General features: G+C 56.3%; 13 protein-coding genes. 1 reads left to right on the top strand and 12 read right to left on the bottom strand.

What is annotated here, in order from left to right; translation table 11 throughout:
- Positions 1-71 precede the first annotated feature (71 nt).
- Positions 72-1,445 (top strand): exodeoxyribonuclease VII large subunit, encoded by a 1,374-nt coding sequence (gene xseA, locus OGV83_RS10370; RefSeq protein WP_286463546.1) that lies wholly within the window; start codon positions 72-74, stop codon positions 1,443-1,445.
- Here the strand turns inward: xseA and OGV83_RS10365 are convergent.
- The 12 genes from OGV83_RS10365 to OGV83_RS10310 all read right to left on the bottom strand — a co-directional run bounded on the left by OGV83_RS10365 (position 1,442) and on the right by OGV83_RS10310 (position 20,167).
- Positions 1,442-1,657, bottom strand: coding sequence for a zinc ribbon domain-containing protein (locus OGV83_RS10365; protein WP_058669111.1), 216 nt, complete (start codon positions 1,655-1,657; stop codon positions 1,442-1,444). The two genes, xseA and OGV83_RS10365, sit on opposite strands and share 4 nt — an antisense overlap.
- A gap of 129 nt (positions 1,658-1,786) precedes the next feature.
- Positions 1,787-3,340, bottom strand: a complete 1,554-nt coding sequence (locus OGV83_RS10360; RefSeq protein ID WP_012131270.1) for a peptide MFS transporter — start codon at positions 3,338-3,340, stop codon at positions 1,787-1,789.
- A gap of 300 nt (positions 3,341-3,640) precedes the next feature.
- A complete protein-coding gene (gene der / locus OGV83_RS10355) occupies positions 3,641-5,113 on the bottom strand; it encodes a ribosome biogenesis GTPase Der (RefSeq protein WP_286463544.1) in 1,473 nt (490 codons plus the stop codon).
- A gap of 118 nt (positions 5,114-5,231) precedes the next feature.
- The gene (gene bamB / locus OGV83_RS10350) at positions 5,232-6,410 is read right to left on the bottom strand and encodes an outer membrane protein assembly factor BamB (RefSeq protein WP_012131268.1); all 1,179 of its coding nucleotides are present in this window, start codon (positions 6,408-6,410) and stop codon (positions 5,232-5,234) included.
- Between the two features lie 10 nt (positions 6,411-6,420).
- On the bottom strand, positions 6,421-7,041 hold the full coding sequence (locus OGV83_RS10345; RefSeq protein WP_012131267.1) for a YfgM family protein: 621 nt from the start codon (positions 7,039-7,041) through the stop codon (positions 6,421-6,423).
- A gap of 13 nt (positions 7,042-7,054) precedes the next feature.
- Positions 7,055-8,329 (bottom strand): histidine--tRNA ligase, encoded by a 1,275-nt coding sequence (hisS, locus tag OGV83_RS10340; RefSeq protein ID WP_286463543.1) that lies wholly within the window; start codon positions 8,327-8,329, stop codon positions 7,055-7,057.
- 109 nt (positions 8,330-8,438) lie between these two features.
- Positions 8,439-9,557 (bottom strand): flavodoxin-dependent (E)-4-hydroxy-3-methylbut-2-enyl-diphosphate synthase, encoded by a 1,119-nt coding sequence (gene ispG, locus OGV83_RS10335; protein ID WP_012131265.1) that lies wholly within the window; start codon positions 9,555-9,557, stop codon positions 8,439-8,441.
- 26 nt (positions 9,558-9,583) lie between these two features.
- A complete protein-coding gene (rodZ, locus tag OGV83_RS10330; protein WP_286463541.1) occupies positions 9,584-10,597 on the bottom strand; it encodes a cytoskeleton protein RodZ in 1,014 nt (337 codons plus the stop codon).
- 290 nt (positions 10,598-10,887) lie between these two features.
- A complete protein-coding gene (gene rlmN / locus OGV83_RS10325) occupies positions 10,888-12,054 on the bottom strand; it encodes a dual-specificity RNA methyltransferase RlmN (RefSeq protein ID WP_012131263.1) in 1,167 nt (388 codons plus the stop codon).
- Between the two features lie 285 nt (positions 12,055-12,339).
- Entirely contained in the window at positions 12,340-12,771 is a 432-nt protein-coding gene (ndk, locus tag OGV83_RS10320; RefSeq protein ID WP_012131261.1) for a nucleoside-diphosphate kinase, read from the bottom strand.
- 148 nt (positions 12,772-12,919) lie between these two features.
- Positions 12,920-15,232, bottom strand: a complete 2,313-nt coding sequence (gene pbpC, locus OGV83_RS10315) for a peptidoglycan glycosyltransferase PbpC (protein WP_286463539.1) — start codon at positions 15,230-15,232, stop codon at positions 12,920-12,922.
- The gene (locus OGV83_RS10310) at positions 15,233-20,167 is read right to left on the bottom strand and encodes an alpha-2-macroglobulin family protein (protein ID WP_286463538.1); all 4,935 of its coding nucleotides are present in this window, start codon (positions 20,165-20,167) and stop codon (positions 15,233-15,235) included.
- Positions 20,168-20,228: the final 61 nt, after the last annotated feature.

Below are 20,228 nucleotides of genomic sequence, written 5' to 3'. Positions count from 1 at the left end.
GCTTGCGATCCCCTGTGGGCGGGTTACTATCGACTGAATAACTTGCTGATTTAGAATTTGATCCCGCTCACATGTTATCCTCTCAGACCTCCTCAATCTTTACCGTAAGCCGCCTTAATCAGACGGTTCGTCTGCTGCTTGAGCAGGAAATGGGGCAAGTATGGATCAGCGGTGAAATCTCTAATTTCACGCAGCCCGCCTCCGGTCACTGGTACTTTACGCTAAAGGATGACACCGCCCAGGTACGCTGCGCGATGTTCCGTAACAGCAACCGCCGCGTCACTTTTCGCCCGCAGCACGGGCAACAGGTGCTGGTTCGCGCCAATATCACCCTGTATGAGCCACGCGGCGACTATCAGATCATCGTTGAAAGCATGCAGCCTGCGGGTGAAGGCCTGCTCCAGCAGAAGTATGAATTACTGAAAGCAAAATTGCAGGCTGAAGGGCTGTTCGATCAGCAGTATAAACAACCGCTCCCCTCGCCCGCTCACTGCGTCGGGGTGATCACCTCAAAAACCGGTGCCGCTTTACATGACATTCTTCATGTCCTGAAACGCCGCGATCCCTCCCTGCCGGTTATCATCTACCCGACCGCTGTTCAGGGTGATGACGCGCCGGGCCAGATTGTTCGCGCCATTGAACGGGCTAACGCCCGAAATGAATGCGACGTGCTGATCGTCGGGCGCGGCGGCGGTTCACTGGAAGATCTGTGGAGCTTTAACGATGAACGCGTCGCGCGGGCGATTTTCGCCAGCCGCATTCCGGTCGTTAGCGCCGTCGGCCATGAAACCGACGTCACCATCGCCGATTTTGTTGCCGACCTGCGTGCGCCGACGCCTTCCGCAGCCGCCGAGATAGTCAGCCGTAATCAGCAGGAGTTGCTGCGCCAGATTCAGTCCGCGCAACAACGCCTCGGGATGGCGATGGATTACTATCTGGCAAACCGCAACCGCCGTTTTACGCAGCTTTTCCACCGGTTACAGCAGCAACACCCGCAACTGCGCCTGGCGCGCCAGCAGACGATGCTGGAAAGATTGCGCCAGCGGATGAACTTCGCGCTGGATAATCAACTCAAACGCGCAGCTTCGCGCCAGCAACGTGTCCTCCAGCGTTTAAACCAGCAAAACCCGCAGCCGCGAATTTATCGCGCGCAAACGCGTATTCAGCAGCTGGAGTATCGTCTGGCCGAGAACGTGCGCGCACGTCTGAGCGCTACACGCGAACGCTTTGGCAATGCGGTAACGCATCTTGAAGCCGTCAGCCCGCTCTCCACGCTGGCGCGTGGTTATAGCGTAACCACAGCGACGGGCGGCAAGGTGCTGAAGCAAACCAGACAGGTGAAAGCCGGTGATGTGCTCACCACCCGGCTGTCAGACGGCTGGGTGGAAAGCGAAGTGAAAGGCGTGACGACCGCGAAGAAAACGCGCAGGAAAAAGACAGATTAAAGCGGCACAAACTCCACGCGCTTTTTAGAGATCAGCCCATGACCATTCTGGCAGAAATAATCCACCGCGCCGCAGGCTTTTAACACCTGGAGCGGCTTATGGCACTCCGGGCAGCGCGCTTCAAGTTCAATATCTTTATTGCAGCTGTCGCAATGCGCCGCACCGTTTTGCGGTTCCAGCTCTGTATGGCAATCCGGGCAGGTAATCGACACGGTAACTCCTTTGATATGTTGCGGGCTGAGCATCAAAGCTCATGACCAATAAATCCCTGAACGCCTGTTCCCGTCTCGTTCGTTGAACTGCCGGGGCGTCACTCACGCCCCGGCCAGTCGGATGTTGTATCAGGCGTTAGTGACCGGCTTCTGCTCATTTTTAGTCTGTGTATTTTCCAGCATACGACGAACCGGAACAATAAGCACGATCAGCACCGCAGCGCAAATCAGCAGGGCGACGGAGCAACGCGCGAAGAGGTCCGGCAGCATATCGAGCTGATCGGCCTTCACATGGCCGCCAATCAGGCCCGCAGCCAGGTTACCCAGCGCGCTCGCACAGAACCACAGCCCCATCATCTGACCGCGCATTCTTTCCGGTGCCAGCAGCGTCATGGTCGCCAGACCAATCGGGCTCAGGCACAGCTCGCCCAGCGTCAGCATCAGAATGCTGCCTACCAGCCAGAACGGCGATACGCCCGCCCCGCCGTTATTCAGCACGTTCTGCGCCGCCAGCATCATCAGGCCAAAGCCCGCCGCCGCACACAGAATACCGATAACAAACTTGGTGATGCTGCTCGGGCGAATGTTCATGCTCGCCAGCTTTGGCCATGCCCAGCTGAACACCGGCGCCAGCAGGATGATAAACAGAGCGTTGATCGACTGGAACCATACGGCCGGAATCTCAAAATCGCCGATCATGCGGTTAGTGTAGTCGTTGGCGAACAGGTTGAATGAGGTCGGCTTTTGCTCAAACGCAGACCAGAAGAATGCGGCTGAAACCAGCAGGATAAAGCATACCAGCAGTCGTGCGCGCTCTTTACGGTTCAGGCCCGCAAAAACAAACAGGTAGATAAAGTAGAGCGCAACAGACGCCGCAATCACGTACACCAGCATGCTGGCTACCGCGACCGGGTTAATCACAATCACGCCCTGAGCGATCAGCGCAACGATAACCACCACGCCTACTGCCAGCGCCAGCAGCCATGCGCCCACGCCGTTTCTCTTCACTACCGGGCTGTTCCAGGTGGAGTCCAGCCCCACTTCGCTGTCGTAGCGTTTCATTGCCGGAACGGCAAACACGCGGAAGATGATCAACGCCACCAGCATCCCGATGCCGCCGATACCAAAGCCCCAGTGCCAGCCGTGGCTTTTAATCAGCCAGCCGGAGATCAGCGGCGCAATGAACGACCCCATATTGATGCCCATATAGAACAGCGAGAAACCGCCGTCACGACGCGCATCGCCTTTTTTATACAGCGTCCCTACCATGACCGAGATGCAGGTCTTGAACAGGCCAGAACCGAGCACGATAAACATCAGGCCGATAAAGAACAGGTTGTCGCCCATCACGGCAGAGAGCGCAATCGACAGGTGGCCGAGCGCAATCAGAATCGAGCCGTACCAGACCGCTTTCTGCTGGCCGAGCCAGTTATCCGCCAGCCAGCCACCCGGCAACGCCGCGAGATACATCGTACCGGCAAAGATACCGACAATCGCGGAGGCGTTTTCACGCGCCAGTCCCATGCCCCCGTCATAGACGGTCGCAGCCATAAACAGGATCAGTAACGGACGGATGCCGTAAAACGAGAAACGTTCCCACATCTCGGTGAAGAACAGCGAACCGAGCGGATAAGGATGACCGAAGAACGTTCGGCTTTCTTTTTGATTAACAGAGGATTGCATAATTCTCCCGAAAAGGTATGTCGTTGTGCTTATAAACACCGCAATGCACGCCGACCAGTTACGTATCTGGCCGATTTTTTTACATGCGGCGAAGGGTTATTTAACCATTTGATAACCTGGAGCCAGTTTTGTCTAGTACCAACCCCTGGACTTTAAGATGAAAATTCGACAATTGTCTACTTTCTTAGATTTAAAGTTGGAAGAAAACGAATAGTCATTGACATCACACAGGGAAACCATCAGCTGGAACAAAACAAAAAAACCCGCGACAGGCGCGGGTTTTATCAACGTCAGCGACGATTATTTGCTTTTCTTAATGTGCTTAATCAGACGTTTACGCTTACGCATCTGAGTCGGGGTCAGCGTATTGCGCTTATTCGCATACGGGTTTTCCCCTTCTTTAAACTGAATACGGATAGGCGTTCCCATCACGTCCAGCGATTTGCGGAAGTAGTTCATCAGATAGCGCTTGTAAGAGTCCGGCAGGTCTTTCACCTGGTTGCCGTGAATCACCACGATTGGCGGGTTATATCCCCCGGCGTGGGCATATTTCAGCTTCACGCGGCGACCGCGAACCAGCGGCGGCTGGTGATCTTCAACCGCCATAGTCATGATGCGGGTCAGCATGGCGGTGCTGACGCGACGGGTTGAACTGTCATACGCTTCACGTACGGACTCAAACAGGTTGCCCACGCCGCTGCCATGCAGCGCAGAGATAAAATGTACGCGCGCAAAGTCGATAAAGCCCAGACGGAAGTCCAGCGTCTCTTTCACCTGCTCTTTCACTTCCTGGGTCAGACCGTCCCATTTATTCACGACGATGACAAGTGAGCGTCCACTATTAAGGATAAAGCCCAGCAGTGACAGGTCCTGATCGGAAATCCCTTCGCGCGCATCAATAACCAGCATCACCACGTTGGCATCTTCAATCGCCTGCAACGTTTTAATGACGGAGAATTTTTCTACCGCATCGGTGACTTTCCCACGCTTACGTACGCCCGCGGTATCAATCAGCACGTATTCACGCTCGTCGCGTTCCATCGGAATATAGATACTGTCGCGCGTCGTTCCCGGCATGTCATAGACCACTACGCGGTCTTCACCCAGAATACGGTTAGTCAGTGTGGACTTACCTACGTTCGGACGACCGACAATCGCCAGTTTGATTGGCAGATCCTGAGGGTTGAAGTCATCTTCCAGCTCCTCTTCCCCGTTCTCTTCCGCTGCCAGTTTCGCCCAGTATTCGGCGTCTTCATCCACCTCTTCCTGCGGGGCGACGTCGTCCATCCACGGCAGCAGAACATGCTCCAGCAGGCTGAGCACGCCACGACCGTGAGAAGCTGCAATCGGGTGAATTTCACCTAAACCCAGCGCATAGAAGTCGACAACCGCCTGATCGGGATCGAGCCCGTCAGTTTTGTTTGCCACAAGGAACGTGGGTTTTTCGCGGGAGCGCAGATGTTTGGCGATCGCTTCATCCGCTGGCATCAGGCCAGCACGCGCATCCACCATGAACAGCACAACATCAGCCTCTTCAATCGCCAGCAGCGACTGTTCCGCCATGCGGGTTTCCACACCGTCTTCGGTGCCATCAATACCGCCGGTATCAATACAGATAAACTCACGGCCTTCAATCTCCGCACGACCGTACTTACGGTCACGAGTCAGACCCGGGAAATCCGCAACCAGCGCATCTCGGGTGCGAGTTAGACGGTTAAATAACGTGGATTTTCCGACGTTAGGGCGCCCGACAAGCGCGACCACAGGTACCATGTTTAAAGCCTCATTTAAAAAATCATCAAACAACGCGCGCGATTTTTGCGCCGTTGTTAAAAACAGTAAAACGGCCCCTGCACCAGGAGCCGTTTTTCAAAGCGTGCAGCCGTGACGATTAACGCGTAATAGAATACAGCGTACCGTCTTTCGCCTGGATCAGCAGTTTGCCATCGGCAGAGACCGGTTCGGTCAGGAAGCCGGAGCTATCCACTTTTTGCTGAGCCACAAAACGACCGTCCTCAACGTTAATCCAGTGCATATAGCCTTCGCTATCGCCTACCACCAGATTGCCATTATACAGCGCAGGCGATGTCAGCAGGCGGTGCAGCAGATCGCTTTGCGTCCACAGCGTCACGCCGCCGTCGGTGGTCAATGCCAGAATACGGTCGTTCTGATCCACCAGGTAGATACGATCGCCGTCAACGATGAAATCATTCACCGAGCCCAGTTCACGTTTCCACATAATCTGACCACTACGCAGATCCAGCGCCGTCAGGTTACCATTATAAGCCAGCGCGTAAACGACGCCATTGACGATAACCGGCGTGGTATCGACATCGCTCAGACGGTCGATTTCAGTCGAACCAGTCGCCTGGGAAATACGCTGTTGCCAAATCATCTGGCCCTGCTGCATCAGCACGGCGCTGACGCGACCGTTATCACCACCCACAATGGCGGCGCCATACGCGGTAGCCGGAGCGGACTCACCGCGCAGCGAAAGCGACGGCATGTCGAGGTTCACGGTCCATTTGATCGCGCCGTCCGCCTCATTCAGCGCCTGCAACTGACCGTTGCTGGTATGAATAAGCACCAGGCCATCGCTGACAACCGGGCGAGATAACGCTTCACCGGCGACTTTCGTCTGCCATGCCGTCGTACCGTCAGCCGCGTTCAACGCATAAACCTGCGCTTTTTCGCTGCCAACATAGACATGGCCGCCGGAGACCGTTACGCCGCCAGACAGCAACGCAGGCGCTCTGGAGAACCAGCCGTCTTTCTCCGCCAGGTTCACGGACCAGACTTCTTTCCCGTCATCCGCGTTTACCGCTTTTACGGTGCCTTTACGGTCAGCCGCGTAGACCACGTTATCGGCATACGCCGGGTGCAGGTTGGAATAGAACTCGCCGATACCGCTACCTACAGACGTACTCCATGCGGTAGACGGCGTAAACTGGTTTTCCACCGTCGGCAACGGGGACATTTTGACAACATCTTCTTCGCCACTAAACAGTGAACAACCGCTCAATAACGTAACAGAAAGCAGTCCTGGCAGAAGTAATTTACGCAATTGCATCGGGTCCCTCTCAGATGGACAAATTATTGATTTTCATCTGCATCATTTCACTCAGCGCCGGGCTGGCATCGCTTTTCACGCCTGCTTCCCATGCGCTGCGCGCGCCTTGTTTATCGCCTTTGCTCAACAACGCTTCGCCACGCAGATCGGCGACAATCGCAGCCCATCCTTCACCTTTTACGGTATCGAGCGTTTTCAGCGCGGTATCGGCCTGCTTGAGCTGCACCTGAACGCGGGCAAGACGCAGATTAATCACCGCTTTGAGGTTCTCATCGCTGGTGGCCGCCAGTCCTTGCTGTAGCTGGGCTGCGGCTTTCTCAAGTTCATTTTGATCAACAAACTGCTGCGCCAGTTCCATAGAAGCTAACGCGCCGTAGGTATTTTTATTCTCCGTGGCGAATTTCTCCGCAGCGGAGATGCTATCCGGTTTGCCCGCGCTCACCGCGGTCACCGCATTTTGATATGCCAGAGAAGCAGAGCGTGCGGACTCCGTCTGATGACTGGTCCAGTAGCGCCAACCGAGCAGTGCGCCAACCCCTAAAATCACCCCAACAGCCAGCGCTTTGCCATTTTCAGCAAAGAAGCGTTTGATCGCATCAACCTGGTCGTTTTCGTTCTCGTAAATTTCCACGCTGTCCTTCTCCTTAACCCAATAACGTGCGCAAATGTGCGGTCACACTATCCTGTGCGACTGCCGTTTGCTCACCAGAGCGCAAATCCTTCACTACAACGGTGCCGTCAGCCACTTCGGACTCACCCAGCACCAGTGCAACGTGGGCGCCCCATTTATCGGCACGGGCAAACTGTTTCTTAAAGTTGCCGCCGCCGTGGTTAGTCATCAGTTTCACGCCCGGATTTTCATCACGCAGGCGCTCCGCCAGTGTCATCGCCGCAGACTGCGTATCCGCGCCTGAGGCTACCAGGTATATATCGACAACAGGATCGGCATTAAATTCCAGATTAACTGCCTGAACTAACAAAACAAGTCGTTCCAGACCCATCGCAAAGCCCACCGCCGGGGTTGCGCGACCGCCAAGTTGCTCCACCAGACCGTCATAACGACCGCCGGCGCACACTGTGCCCTGAGAACCCAGACTGTTGGTTACCCATTCAAATACGGTGCGGTTGTAGTAATCGAGACCGCGAACCAGACGCTGGTTGACGGTGTAAGCGATACCCGCCGCTTCCAGCAGTTTGCACAGACCGGCAAAGTGCTCGCGGGAGTCGTCATCCAGATAGTCGCCCAGAGCAGGCGCATCGTTGAGCAGCGCCTGAACGTCCGGGTTCTTGGAATCCAGCACGCGCAGCGGGTTGGTGTACATGCGGCGTTTGCAGTCTTCGTCCAGCTTCTCTTTATGCTGTTCAAGGTATGCCACCAGCGCATCACGATAGTTGGCGCGCGCGTCAAGCGAACCGATGGAGTTCAGCTCCAGATTCACATGTTCAGCAATACCCAACGCACGCCACCAGCGCACGGTCAGCAGAATCAGTTCCGCATCAATATCCGGCCCTTGCAGACCGAAGGCTTCGACACCCAACTGATGGAACTGACGATAACGCCCTTTCTGCGGACGCTCGTGGCGGAACATCGGCCCGATATACCACAAGCGCTGTTCCTGATTGTACAGGAGACCATGTTCGATACCGGCGCGTACGCAACCCGCCGTCCCTTCAGGACGCAACGTCAGGCTGTCGCCATTACGATCCTCAAAGGTGTACATCTCTTTTTCAACCACGTCAGTGACTTCACCGATAGCGCGTTTGAATAACGGGGTCTGCTCTACAATCGGCAAACGGATTTCACTGTAACCGTAGCTGCCGAGCACGTTTTTGAGTGTGCCTTCAATGCGCTGCCAGATGGCGGTTTCGCCAGGCAGATAATCGTTCATGCCGCGAATGGCTTGAATGTTTTTTGCCACGTTTATTCTCTTTCTGAATATAAAAATGAACCCTCAGCGCTTCCCAAACGATACGGGAGCCATGCGGGTTCAATCATACACGGGAAGCGCGCCGCTTCCCATCGCGTTATTATTTTTCAACCTGCTGCACGTCGATTCGACGCGCTTCGTCCATAATGCTGGCCTTCGCGCGGATACGGGCTTCAAGCTGCGTAATCATATCATCGTTGTCGAGTCTGTCTTTACGCACGCCGTCTTCATACAGGCCGCTTTTTTTGTTGCCGCCCGTTACGCCCAGCGTCGAAACCAGCGCTTCGCCCGGCCCGTTCACCACACAGCCGATGATGGAAACGTCCATTGGCGTGATGATGTCTTCAAGGCGTTGTTCCAGCGCGTTGACCGTGCCGATGACGTCGAACTCCTGACGGGAACAGGTTGGGCAAGCGATAAAGTTGATCCCACGCGCACGAATGCGCAGCGATTTCAGAATATCGAAGCCCACTTTAATTTCTTCTACCGGATCGGCCGCCAGAGAGACACGCAGCGTATCGCCAATGCCTTCCGACAGCAGTAAACCGAGGCCAATCGCCGATTTCACCGCGCCGCTGCGCGCGCCGCCCGCTTCGGTGATCCCAAGATGCAACGGTTGTTCGATCTGTTTCGCCAACAGACGATAGGATTCTACCGCGAGGAAAACATCCGAGGCTTTCACGCTGACTTTAAACTGATCGAAGTTCAGGCGATCGAGATGATCCACATGGCGCATCGCCGATTCCAGCAGCGCCTGCGGCGTCGGCTCACCGTATTTTTCCTGTAGATCTTTTTCCAGCGATCCGGCGTTTACGCCGATACGGATAGGGATATTTTTATCGCGGGCGCAATCAACAACGGTACGAATACGCTCTTCGTTACCGATGTTGCCTGGGTTGATTCGCAGGCAATCCACGCCATATTCCGCCACTTTCAGCGCAATGCGATAGTCAAAGTGGATATCAGCAACCAGCGGGACATTAACCTGCTGCTTGATCAGCTTAAACGCCTCTGCGGCATCCATTGTCGGCACGGAGACGCGGACGATATCCGCGCCAACACGTTCCAGCGCTTTAATTTGATTGACCGTCGCTTCCACATCCGTCGTGCGCGTATTGGTCATTGACTGTACGGCGATGGGGGCACCATCGCCAATCGGCACATTCCCAACGTAAATACGTTTCGATTTTCTACGTTGAATTGGAGCCTGGTTATGCATGAAAAATCTCCCGCGTTGCCCGTCTGTTACTGCGCCGGTGATTGTTCGGCATTAAGGGTCAGACGCGCAACCTGGTTAGTTCTGATAAAACGGCTCAGATCGACAGGTTTTCCTTGATACTGGATCTGTACCGCAGCCGGGGCGCCAATTTTAAGCTTATAAGGCGCCTGACCGGTTAGGTTTAAATTGCCATCTTTACGCTGCATTCCGCTAAACAGTTTTTTCCCTGTCGCATCGGTGACTTCCAGCCAGCAATCGGCGGTAAAGTTCATCACCAGCGCGTTCTGATCGACCGCTGACGTAGCCACGCCCGCCTGATCGGTCGGCAATGACGCCGCATCACCCGTCGCGGCAGGCGCCGTGGTTGCGGTATCCACATTCGCCTGAGAAGGCGCAACGACCGCATTCTGCTGAGCGTCTGCGGCAGGCGCCGTGGTCGTCGCGGACGCATCCGGCGTCTGCGGCACGGCGTTTGTCGCCGTAGAGTCAACAGGCGCAGTTGGCGCTGGCGTCGAATCCTGGCTTGCGGCTTCGCTGGTGTCCAGCGGTACGCTCTGGGCGCTATCGCCGCCGGCATTCAGTTCAGCAGAGGATTGATCGACCATCGTGGTGAGTTCTTCCTGCTGCGCCTTATGGTTTTGCCACCACCAGGCCCCCGTCAGGCCAACCACCACAAACAGCACCAGCCAGGTGAACGTCATCAACCAGCCATCGCGCTTTTTACGACGCTTACCTAAAGAGAAGCTCTGCATTGGCGCGACTTTGGAAGGACGAACCGGCACCTGTTTTTCCAGACCGGGCAGCAGTTCTTCTTCAGGGATGTGCACCAGACGCGCATAAGAGCGGATATACCCGCGCAAAAACGTTGAAGCGAGATCGGCCGGGGCCTTATCTTCTTCAATATCGCGTACCGTGGAAACCTTCAGGCAAAGTCGCTCTGCAACCGCCTGCTGGCTGAGTCCGAGTTGTTCACGGGCATTGCGCAGACGAACGCCGGTGGATTGTGCTTCATTTTGGTCGTGCGTGGCTTCAGTATTCATTCGCTACAGCTGCTGGTACGTAAATTAGGGTTCAGGCGCCGGTGAGACACAATGCCCACCCGCACCGCGAAACATCTGGTCAGTTAACCTTAGTTGGACAGTATAAGACTGTCAGGCTACTTATGACAAAACAGCTTAATCCTTAAGGCTAAACTATTGTTGCACCGCTACATACTGCCCTAAAGTTGACAAAAACGCACCGTTAATATTGACCAGATAAGTACAACTTGAGGCATCATTCAACCAACATTGCGCCACTGTACACAAAACACACAATGGCGCAAGCCGTATCAGACCGCCTTAATGTCGATAGCCTCACCTTGCATACGCTTACGCAGAGTACGTTTGGTACGGTCAATCACATCCCCGGCAAGCTGACCACAAGCGGCATCGATATCATCGCCGCGTGTTTTACGCACAATGGTCGTGAAACCATAGCTCATCAACACTTTAGAAAAACGATCGATGCGGCTGTTGGAACTCCGGCCATACGGCGCGCCCGGGAACGGGTTCCACGGAATCAGGTTAATCTTACACGGCGTATCTTTCAGCAGTTCCGCCAGCTGATGCGCATGTTCCGTTCCATCGTTGATGTGGTCCAGCATGACGTATTCAATTGTGACGCGTCCCTGATTCGCATTGGATTTCTGCAAATAACGGCGAACCGCGTCGAGGAACGTTTCGATGTTGTACTTTCTGTTGATCGGTACAATTTCATCGCGAATTTCATCGTTCGGCGCATGCAAAGAGATCGCCAGCGCAACGTCAATCATGTCGCCCAGTTTATCCAGAGCCGGAACAACGCCTGACGTCGACAGCGTGACGCGGCGTTTAGACAGACCGAAACCGAAATCATCCAGCATGATTTCCATCGCCGGTACAACGTTGGTCAGGTTCAGCAGCGGTTCACCCATGCCCATCATCACCACGTTGGTGATCGGACGTTGCCCGGTGACTTTCGCCGCGCCGACAATTTTCGCCGCACGCCACACCTGGCCGATAATTTCAGAGACGCGCAGGTTACGGTTAAAGCCCTGCTGCGCAGTCGAGCAGAATTTACACTCCAGCGCGCAACCAACCTGTGAAGAGACGCACAGCGTGGCGCGATCGTCTTCCGGGATGTAGACCGTTTCCACGCGCTGATCGCCAACGGCAATCGCCCATTTGATGGTGCCATCTGAAGAACGCTGTTCTTCCACCACCTCTGGCGCGCGGATTTCCGCCACCTCTTTCAGTTTGCCACGTAACACTTTGTTGATGTCGGTCATCTCATCAAAGTTATCGCTGCAATAGTGGTACATCCACTTCATCACCTGATCGGCACGGAAGGGTTTTTCACCTAATTCTTTAAAAAACTCCCGCATCTGCTGACGGTTCAGATCCAGCAGGTTAATTTTTCCATTTTTATCAGGAACAACCGGGGTGATGATTTCAGACGTGACAATTTGTTCAGACATATTCTATTCCGGCCTCGTTATTACACGTTATGGCCCCTGGAGGGTTGAAAAAAGAAGCGCCCCAGTGAGCGGTGCTCGTCCTGGGGCGCTGCATTGTACAAATTCTATCGCAAGGATGCCACGCCTGCGCGGGACATTAGCGAAAATAATGTGTAAAGGCAGAGCAGCGTCGTAGACCTGATAAGTCGTAGGCCGGATAAGCATCAGCGCCATCCGGCATTGCGCGACTGCCTGATGGCGACGCAGATGCGTCTTATCAGGCCTACATACTACATCACTGATTTATTAACGAGTGCGCGGGCACACTTCGCCTTCACCAAAGAAATAGGCGATTTCACGCTGAGCGGATTCCAGAGAATCTGAACCGTGGGTGCCGTTTTCGGTGAAGCTGTCCGCGTAGTCGGCACGCAGGGTGCCCGCCAGCGCGTTAGCCGGGTTGGTTGCGCCCAGCAGGTCGCGGTGACGCTGCACGGCATTTTCGCTTTCCAGTACGGAAACCACGATCGGGCCAGAGGTCATGAACTCGACCAGACCGTCGAAGAACGGCTTACCATCGTGCTCGGCATAGAAACCGCGCGCCTGCTCAACGGTCAGGTGCAGCATTTTCGTACCGACAATTTTGAACCCTGCTGCTTCAAAGCGCGCAAAGATGTTGCCAATAACGTTTTTTGCCACCGCATTTGGTTTGATGATGGAAAAAGTACGTTCAATCGCCATGATTACCTCTGTAATGTGTTCTGCTGTTGTATATATGCTTGTACGACCTGGCGCGGATTATAAAGAGCATCCGGGTTATTGCCTATGGATGAAGGTAACATTTTTTTAAAATAAGATGAGTATTAGCAACAAACTGTTGCTATCAGCTCTATTGCAGAGTAAATCGCAGCGCAGAAATCTGTCCAGCAGCATCCATAACCAGTAATTGATACTCGCCTTTTTCGGCAAGATGTAACGTAATATTCCGCTCGCGTTCTCCCAACGGCTCACCATTGAGGAACCACCAGCGCGCCCCCGCGCCACCACTGCTCTGAATCGATAAATCCACCCCGGAAGCGCCGGGTAACCGTTTCACTATCGCGCCATCACGCACGCCCGTTAACTGTAGAGGTAAAGGCGCATCCTGCCCCAGCGGCGGGCAGGTCGTCGAAGCCGTCGGCAGTCGCGCAGCGCGGCGTTCAGCAGCGGGCAACCAGGGCTCCAGCGGCAACGGCCAGACAATCAACGTCTGCTCCCGCGCCTGAGCACAATCGGCGGCGACGCGTTTTCCGTCATTATCCAGCCAGACAGGAAAACGAATGCCGCTAATCCCTTCCTGTTCAGGTAACAGCAGCGTCGGCGGTTGGCTGTTCTCCAGCAGCCAGGTCGCCAGTCGACGGCGGCAGTTATTGTCTCCCGCCGAAAGCGCCTGTCCGCCCGGCCAGCAGATAACGCCCCGGCTCACCGATGCCGGACGCGGATCTTCAGGCTGCGTCGCGGCGCGCGCCATCAGCATATTATTCACCTGATTAAGCAGCGGCACCGCGCTGGCAAAACCAAACTGTCCGGCAACGGGTGTGCCGTCGGGCCTGCCCGTCCAGATGCCAGTCACGTAGCGGGAGCTAACACCTATCGCCCACGCGTCGCGATAGCCATAGCTGGTGCCGGTTTTCCAGGCGAGCGGCACTACGCGCGTCAGGGCGCTATCCGGTAACGGCTGCGCTTCATCGGCCATCACCCGCCGGATGATCCACGCCGCACCCGGCGACATCAGCGGACGCTCCTGCAACGAATCCCCTGGCTGCAAGCGCAATGTTGCCGCCTTGCCATGACGGGCGAACGCACTGTATGCCGCCACCATCTCGTCCAGCCTTGCGCCCGCGCCGCCCAGAATCAGGGAAAGATTAGGGGCCGCGCCCGCAGGCAGATACAGCGGCAGGCCAACGTTACGCAGTTTTGCCGCAAAACGTTTTGGGCCATATGCTTCCAGCACCTGTACCGCAGGCAAATTTAACGAACGCACCAGCGCTTCGCTCATGCTGACGGGGCCATGAAACCCGCTGTCAAAGTTTCCCGGACGATAATCGCCGGTACGGCGCGGCACATCCTGTAACAGCGAGGCGGGATGGATCAACCCGTCATCCAGCGCCAGCCCATAGACAAAGGGTTTAAGCACCGATCCCGGCGATCGGATCGCAGTGACCATATCCACATGACCAAAACGACTGTCATCATTCATATCCACCGATCCAACCCAACCACGCACGCTCATATCGGTATGATCGACAACGATCATCGCCAGCGAACTGCGCGCCGGAAGCCGTCCCTTCCAGTTTTGCGCCAGCTCTTCAAGCTGACGCTGCAACCCGGCATCCAGCGTGGTGACGATTTTGTCACTGTTGCTTTTGCCCAGCATCATGCGTGAGAACAGTGGCGCCAGTTGCGGCATTTGTCGGGGCGCCAGCCAGACGGGTTCTTCGCGGGCCTCCTGAACATTCCGGGCCGACCATACGCCCTGCGCCGCCATCCGCTCCAGCACTTTATTGCGCGCCGCTTGCGCGCGATCCGGCCAGCGATCGGGACGCAAGCGGCTCGGCGCCTGCGGTAAAACCGCCAGCAACGCCGCTTCCGAATAGCTCAGTTGCGTCGGTGGTTTACCCAGATAAGCCCAACTGGCGGCGCCGATGCCCTGCAACGTTCCGCCAAACGGCGCACGGTTCAGATACAGCGTCAGAATATCGCGCTTGGACAGGTGCCACTCCAGCTGGAGCGCGCGCCAGAGCTGGCGAAATTTACCACCAAAGGTTCGCGGATGCGGATCCAGCAGTCGCGCCACCTGCATGGTCAACGTACTGCCGCCGGAAATCACGCGTCCTGACGACAGATCCTGCCAGGCGGCACGCAGTACCGAAAACGGATTCACGCCCGGATGCTGCCAGAACCAGCGGTCCTCGTAATTGATTAACGCGTCAAGATAGCGGGGAGAAACGTCTTCAATCGTCACGGGATAGCGCCAGATCCCCTCCGCATCGGCAAAGCGCCACAGCGGTGTGCCGTCATGCGCCACCACCACCCGTGCCGGATTGACCTCATGCAGCGGCAGCGGCCAGATTTTGTCCGCCGCCCAGACTGTCAGAATCATCAGAAATGGAGCGATGGCCAGCCAGCGCCAGCCACCGCGTAGACTGCGCAGGACGATCATTTATGGCGTGACAATCAAAAGCCCCTCGGTTGATCCCGTCGCCCGCCACTGTGGAACATACATTGACTCCACCTGCGGGACAGGAACCTGATAGGTTCCCGGCGTCACCGCGCGCGCCAGATATACCAGCGTCACCGGCTGCCCCTGGTTAACCGCCACCGCCGCGACAAAGCGATCGTCACGGAATTCCATATGCTGAATATCCGCCTGCTGCATCTGATTTAACAGGTTTTGCACTTCACTGCCGCTGTCTTGCAGGCTGGCGCTGCTGTTTGCCAGGTTCTGGTTTTCCAGCTCCAGACCGGCAGGCAGCAGGTCGACCACCAGCGCGTCTGGCACGTTTTGACTCGCTTTCACTTCGAGCCAGACCAGCACCAGTTCACCGCTGCGCAGGGAACTGAGCGATTTACTCTGACCATCGGTTCCCAGAATCTGGCGCTCGATGTGCAACACATTGCTGGCAGGTACGGGCGCCGTTTGCGGGTATCCGCTGCTGTCCAGACGCAGCCACAGCGGTTGGTCGCCGCTGTTGGTCACCTGCAACGCGGAAAGCCGATCGACATCCAGATTACGCGTTTGCGCTTTATCGCCCGTCAACGGCTGGTCAGCGAGCGAAGTCTGCGCCTGCCATGTCCCCGGCAGATCCTGTAGCGTGCGCGCAGCAAGGAACAGCGCATTACTCTCCTGCGTCGAAAGCCAGCGCTGACCAAATGCCTGTTCAGAAAGCGTCGTCAGCAGCGTATTTTGCGCCTCGGGTTGCAGTTTATTTTCCTCCAGCAGCGACAGCATGAGCGCGTTATCACGCAACGGGCTACCGTAATCCGCCATCCATTGCTGCGCGTCACGGCGCGGCGTGTTCAGCGCCAGCGTCAGCGCCTGTTCACTGCGGCCGGCATCGCCCATATTTTTCAGCGCAATGCCCAGTTGCAGAAGCGGCAAGCCCGACGCAGCCTGACCCCGGCGTTCCCAGATTTCACGCAGCGCGCCAAGCGGCGCTTTTTGCTGACGCGCCAGCACCAGTCCCGCATACGCCTGAACGGCAAATTTGCTGGCCTGGGTATCGTCGCTATAGCGAACCGACATCATGCCCGGGTCTTGCAAATAGCGCAGCAGGCGTTCATTTCCCCGGTTAATCGCATCGGCCGGAACGCTGTACCCTTGCTCGCCAGCGCGCACGAGGAAATCCATCGCGTATGCGGTAAGCCAGTATTCTTCCGGCCCGTTGTTATCCCACAGGGCAAAACCGCCGTTATCACGCTGCATTTGCAGCATCCGGGAGATCCCCGTGTCGACTGCCGCACGGCGTTTTTCATCGGTATCACCCGCGATCCCCAACGCCTTCAGTTGCGCCGCGTTGGTATAGAGCGACGGGAACAGGCCGCTGGCGGTTTGCTCCAGACAACCATACGGATAAGCCTTCAGCTCCCGAATATAGCGCGCCAGGTTCAGCGGCGGTTTGCCGCTAAGCAGCAACTGCCCCTGCAACGTTACCGGCGAGAAGTTCTCCAGATTTTGGGCGGGCGCATGCCAGGTTTCCCCCGCCTGAAGCACCGTTCCGCTATTTACCGTCTGCGCAGGCCAGGCCGGACGGACGCCAATTTTCCACTGCTTATGTTGAGCGGGAAGCGTCTCGCCAGGCAGGTTCAGGCCGGTCAGCGTGGCCTGCAATTCTCCCTCGCCAAACCCTTCTTTTGCGCGTACCGGGATAAACAAGGTCGTACGCACGCCCGGCGCCAGGTTTACCGGAGCAGGTTGCTGACTCACCAGTTCCAGTAACCCACTGGCGGCGAGTTCAATCGTCAATGTCTGCGGTTTGTCTGTCAGGTTAGTGACATCCAGCGTCAGGCGCGAAGTATCGCCGCCCGCCATAAAGCGCGGCTGATTCAGCTCCGCAATCACCGGAGCGGCAACAATCACCTTGCTTTCACTGCTGCCGAAGTCCTCTGCCGTCCATGCCTGGGCCATAACGCGTAACTCACCGTTAAAATCACCAATCGGCAACGTAACGGAACCTTCGCCCTGCTCATTGAGCGTAACCGGCAACGCCTGCTGCGCCACGATGTTGACATGGTTGACCGGCGGTTTGCCGCCGCGTTTGAGTTCATCGCCGTCGCCGCCAAAACGCAGCGTCGCCAGACGTCCCTGCCCTTCAATCACCTGACCGTAGATATCATAAATATCCGCGCCATAGCGTTTTTGCCCGAAGAATGCCAGCCACGGATCTGGCGTAACGTAATCGGTGATATTCAACACTCCGCTGTCCACCGCAGAGAGCAGTACGTTGATCTGTTTTGGCGTTTCGCCATGTTTAGCACTGGCTTTGACGTTCACCGTCAGCGGCTGGTTTGGACGTATTTTAGCCGGGCTTTCCAGCGTCAGATCCAGACGACGATTTTCATCCCCCAACGGCAGGTGCAGCAGCCCAACCGCGCGTTTCGGCGTCGCTGAACGCGACTTATCGCCCGGACGCACAACCAGCGCGCTCAGGTAGAGATCGTGTCGATTCCAGGCTTTATCGACGGGAATCGACAGGTCGAGGCCCTCGGCAGGTACATCTATTTCCTGCCACCAGAGCGGGCCGTCGCTTGATTCCACCATCGCGTAGCCTTTACCCGCCACCGGCGCGGCGACATGCAGTTTGATGGTGTCCCCAGGACGATAGGTGGGTTTATCCAGCTTCAGGGTGACGCGATCCGGGCGCGCCGCGCCGCTGCCGTCGCTGTTATCCTGCCAGCTGTAACCTGCCCAGAAGCGCACGCTGCTGATCGCATCATTCGGGGCTTTCACTTCGAGACGATACGATCCCCAGTCAACCGGGAAGCTCACTTTGCCCGTTTCATCGGCGCTGAGATCCAGCGTCTGCTCCCCTTCAACCAGATCTTTTTGATCAAACTGCGACTGCCAGCCTTCGCTTTCCGACCAGTTCCAGTAGTAATCGCGCCGTTCACGGATCAAACGAACCTGCAAACCCGAAGCGGCTTTTTTATTGCCTTGCGCATCGGCGTAGACAATATCAAAGGCGGCGTTACCGCCCTCATCCACGATGGGTTGGTTAACCGTGGCGTCAGTACGATAGTCATACACCGCTTTAGAAGCGAATTGCGGACGAATACCTGGCAAGGTATCGGCAGGCCAGATAGCCTGTTCCGCACGGCGAGTGACCGGGCGACCGCCTGATTCCAGCAGGCTTGCCTGTAGGATCACCTGTAACGGCGAATGCGCTTCCTGCCACTGGCTGTTGGCGGAGACGTCGCCACGGCCATTTTCATCCAGCGTAAGCTGGACTTCGTCCAGGCTGCGGGAAAGGTTTTCTTCCGCAATATCGCCAAACTGGAAGCCCGGCAGCGCCTGTACCGCTTCACGCTGCGGGCGCAGGAAGAGTTGCCCCTGTAACGTGTTGCCATTGGCAGGCGCTCCGTACAGGTAGTAACCAACAACGGAGAACGTCACCTCTTCCGACGGGGCTAACGGCGTTTTCTGCGCGCTGAGATTAAGCGCCATTCGCTCCGGCATAAAATCTTCGACATGGAAATCCCACATCCGGGGCTGGTTATCGCCCGTGTTCGCGCGGATGTGCCACATGCCGGTTGGCGCACCGCTATCCAGCGGATACGTAAAGCGGTATAACCCGTTTTCAGGCTGGCTGACAACGGTGCGCAGTACCTGACCGTCCGGCTTTACCACTTCCAGTTTGACGGGCTGATCGGGCAAGGTTTTACCGTCGCTGTCGCGCAGCAGTCCGTTGAGGATCACCGTTTCCCCAGGACGATACAGATCGCGCGGGCCGAACATAAAGAACTGCTTGCTGTAGCCCGGCGCGCCCGCAATCGCGAACTCCGCCAGATCCAGCGCGGGCAGTTTCAGATCCAGCAGCGTGGTTTGTCCGTCTTTTCGCGCCAGCAACAGCGCCGCCTGCTGACTATTTTCCAGTTGTACATGCCCCTGCGCATCGCTGGCGGCTTGCGCCAGCGTCTGACCTTTCTCATCAAGCAGAGCAACCTCAACCGCCTGCTGCGCCGCGCCGTTTTCCAGACTCTGCGTAAAGATATCAAGGCGATTGTGATAACGGTGGGCGGAAACGCCAATGTCGCTGAGGGTAAAGAGCGTGGCAGGATTACTGTAGTTGTAATGTCCGGCCTGATTCATTACCGCAATGTACACGCCCGCCTGTTGCAGAGGCTTAATGTCACTCAGCGGCAGCAGGCGTTTTTCACGCGTATTACGCGCAGGATTGAGATCAAAACGCCCGGTATAGACCAGATCCGCCATTTTGAGCAGGTTGTCAGATTCCCAGTTCGAAAGAGCATTGCGGTATTCCCACTGGCTGACGAATGCCGCCAGCGACTCAGGCTTCACGCGAAAGAAGTTTACATCCACCTCGTTCACGTTCAGCGCCATGACCGGCAAACCTTCCACCACTTTTCCCGGCAGCAGCGAGCCACGGCTGGCAAAGCCGACGCTCGGCTGAACGTCTCGCGTGGTAATGGTTTTTTCATACGCGCGGCCAAAAGCGGCTTTATTCAGCGCCGTTAAATCACGTTCAACGGACACCACCAGATCGCGGTTGGGTTCCAGGTGGCGCAAGCGCAGCTCTTTCAGATTCGGCGACAGCTCCCAGGCGCCATCAACCTTGCCGCTTTTTTTATCGACCACATGTACGGTGCGGGCAAAATCTTGTTCAGGATCTAACGGAATGGAGAACGTCAGCACCAGCGTCGCCGCGCCGTCCAACTGGACTTCGGAGGCGTCCAGCAGCGTCAGTTCTTTACCTTCGCTCTGTTGCGCCAGCTTTTGCAGTTGTGCCGGATCTTTCGTCGGAGCGGATTGCGCGGCGGGCGTCTCATCGTTTTTCACCACCGTTGGCGCGTTATCGTTGTTATCGCACCCCGCCAACGCCAGCATAAGCATGCAAGCGGCTACGCGTATGTGTTTCATTCTTTCATCCCTGGCCACAGTGGCCCGTTAGCAACGTAGAGTAACTATTATGCGTGAGATT

Source organism: Citrobacter sp. CK189, assembly GCF_030333505.1.
GTDB lineage: Bacteria > Pseudomonadota > Gammaproteobacteria > Enterobacterales > Enterobacteriaceae > Citrobacter_B > Citrobacter_B koseri.
This window is presented reverse-complemented; position numbering and strand designations above follow the sequence as displayed.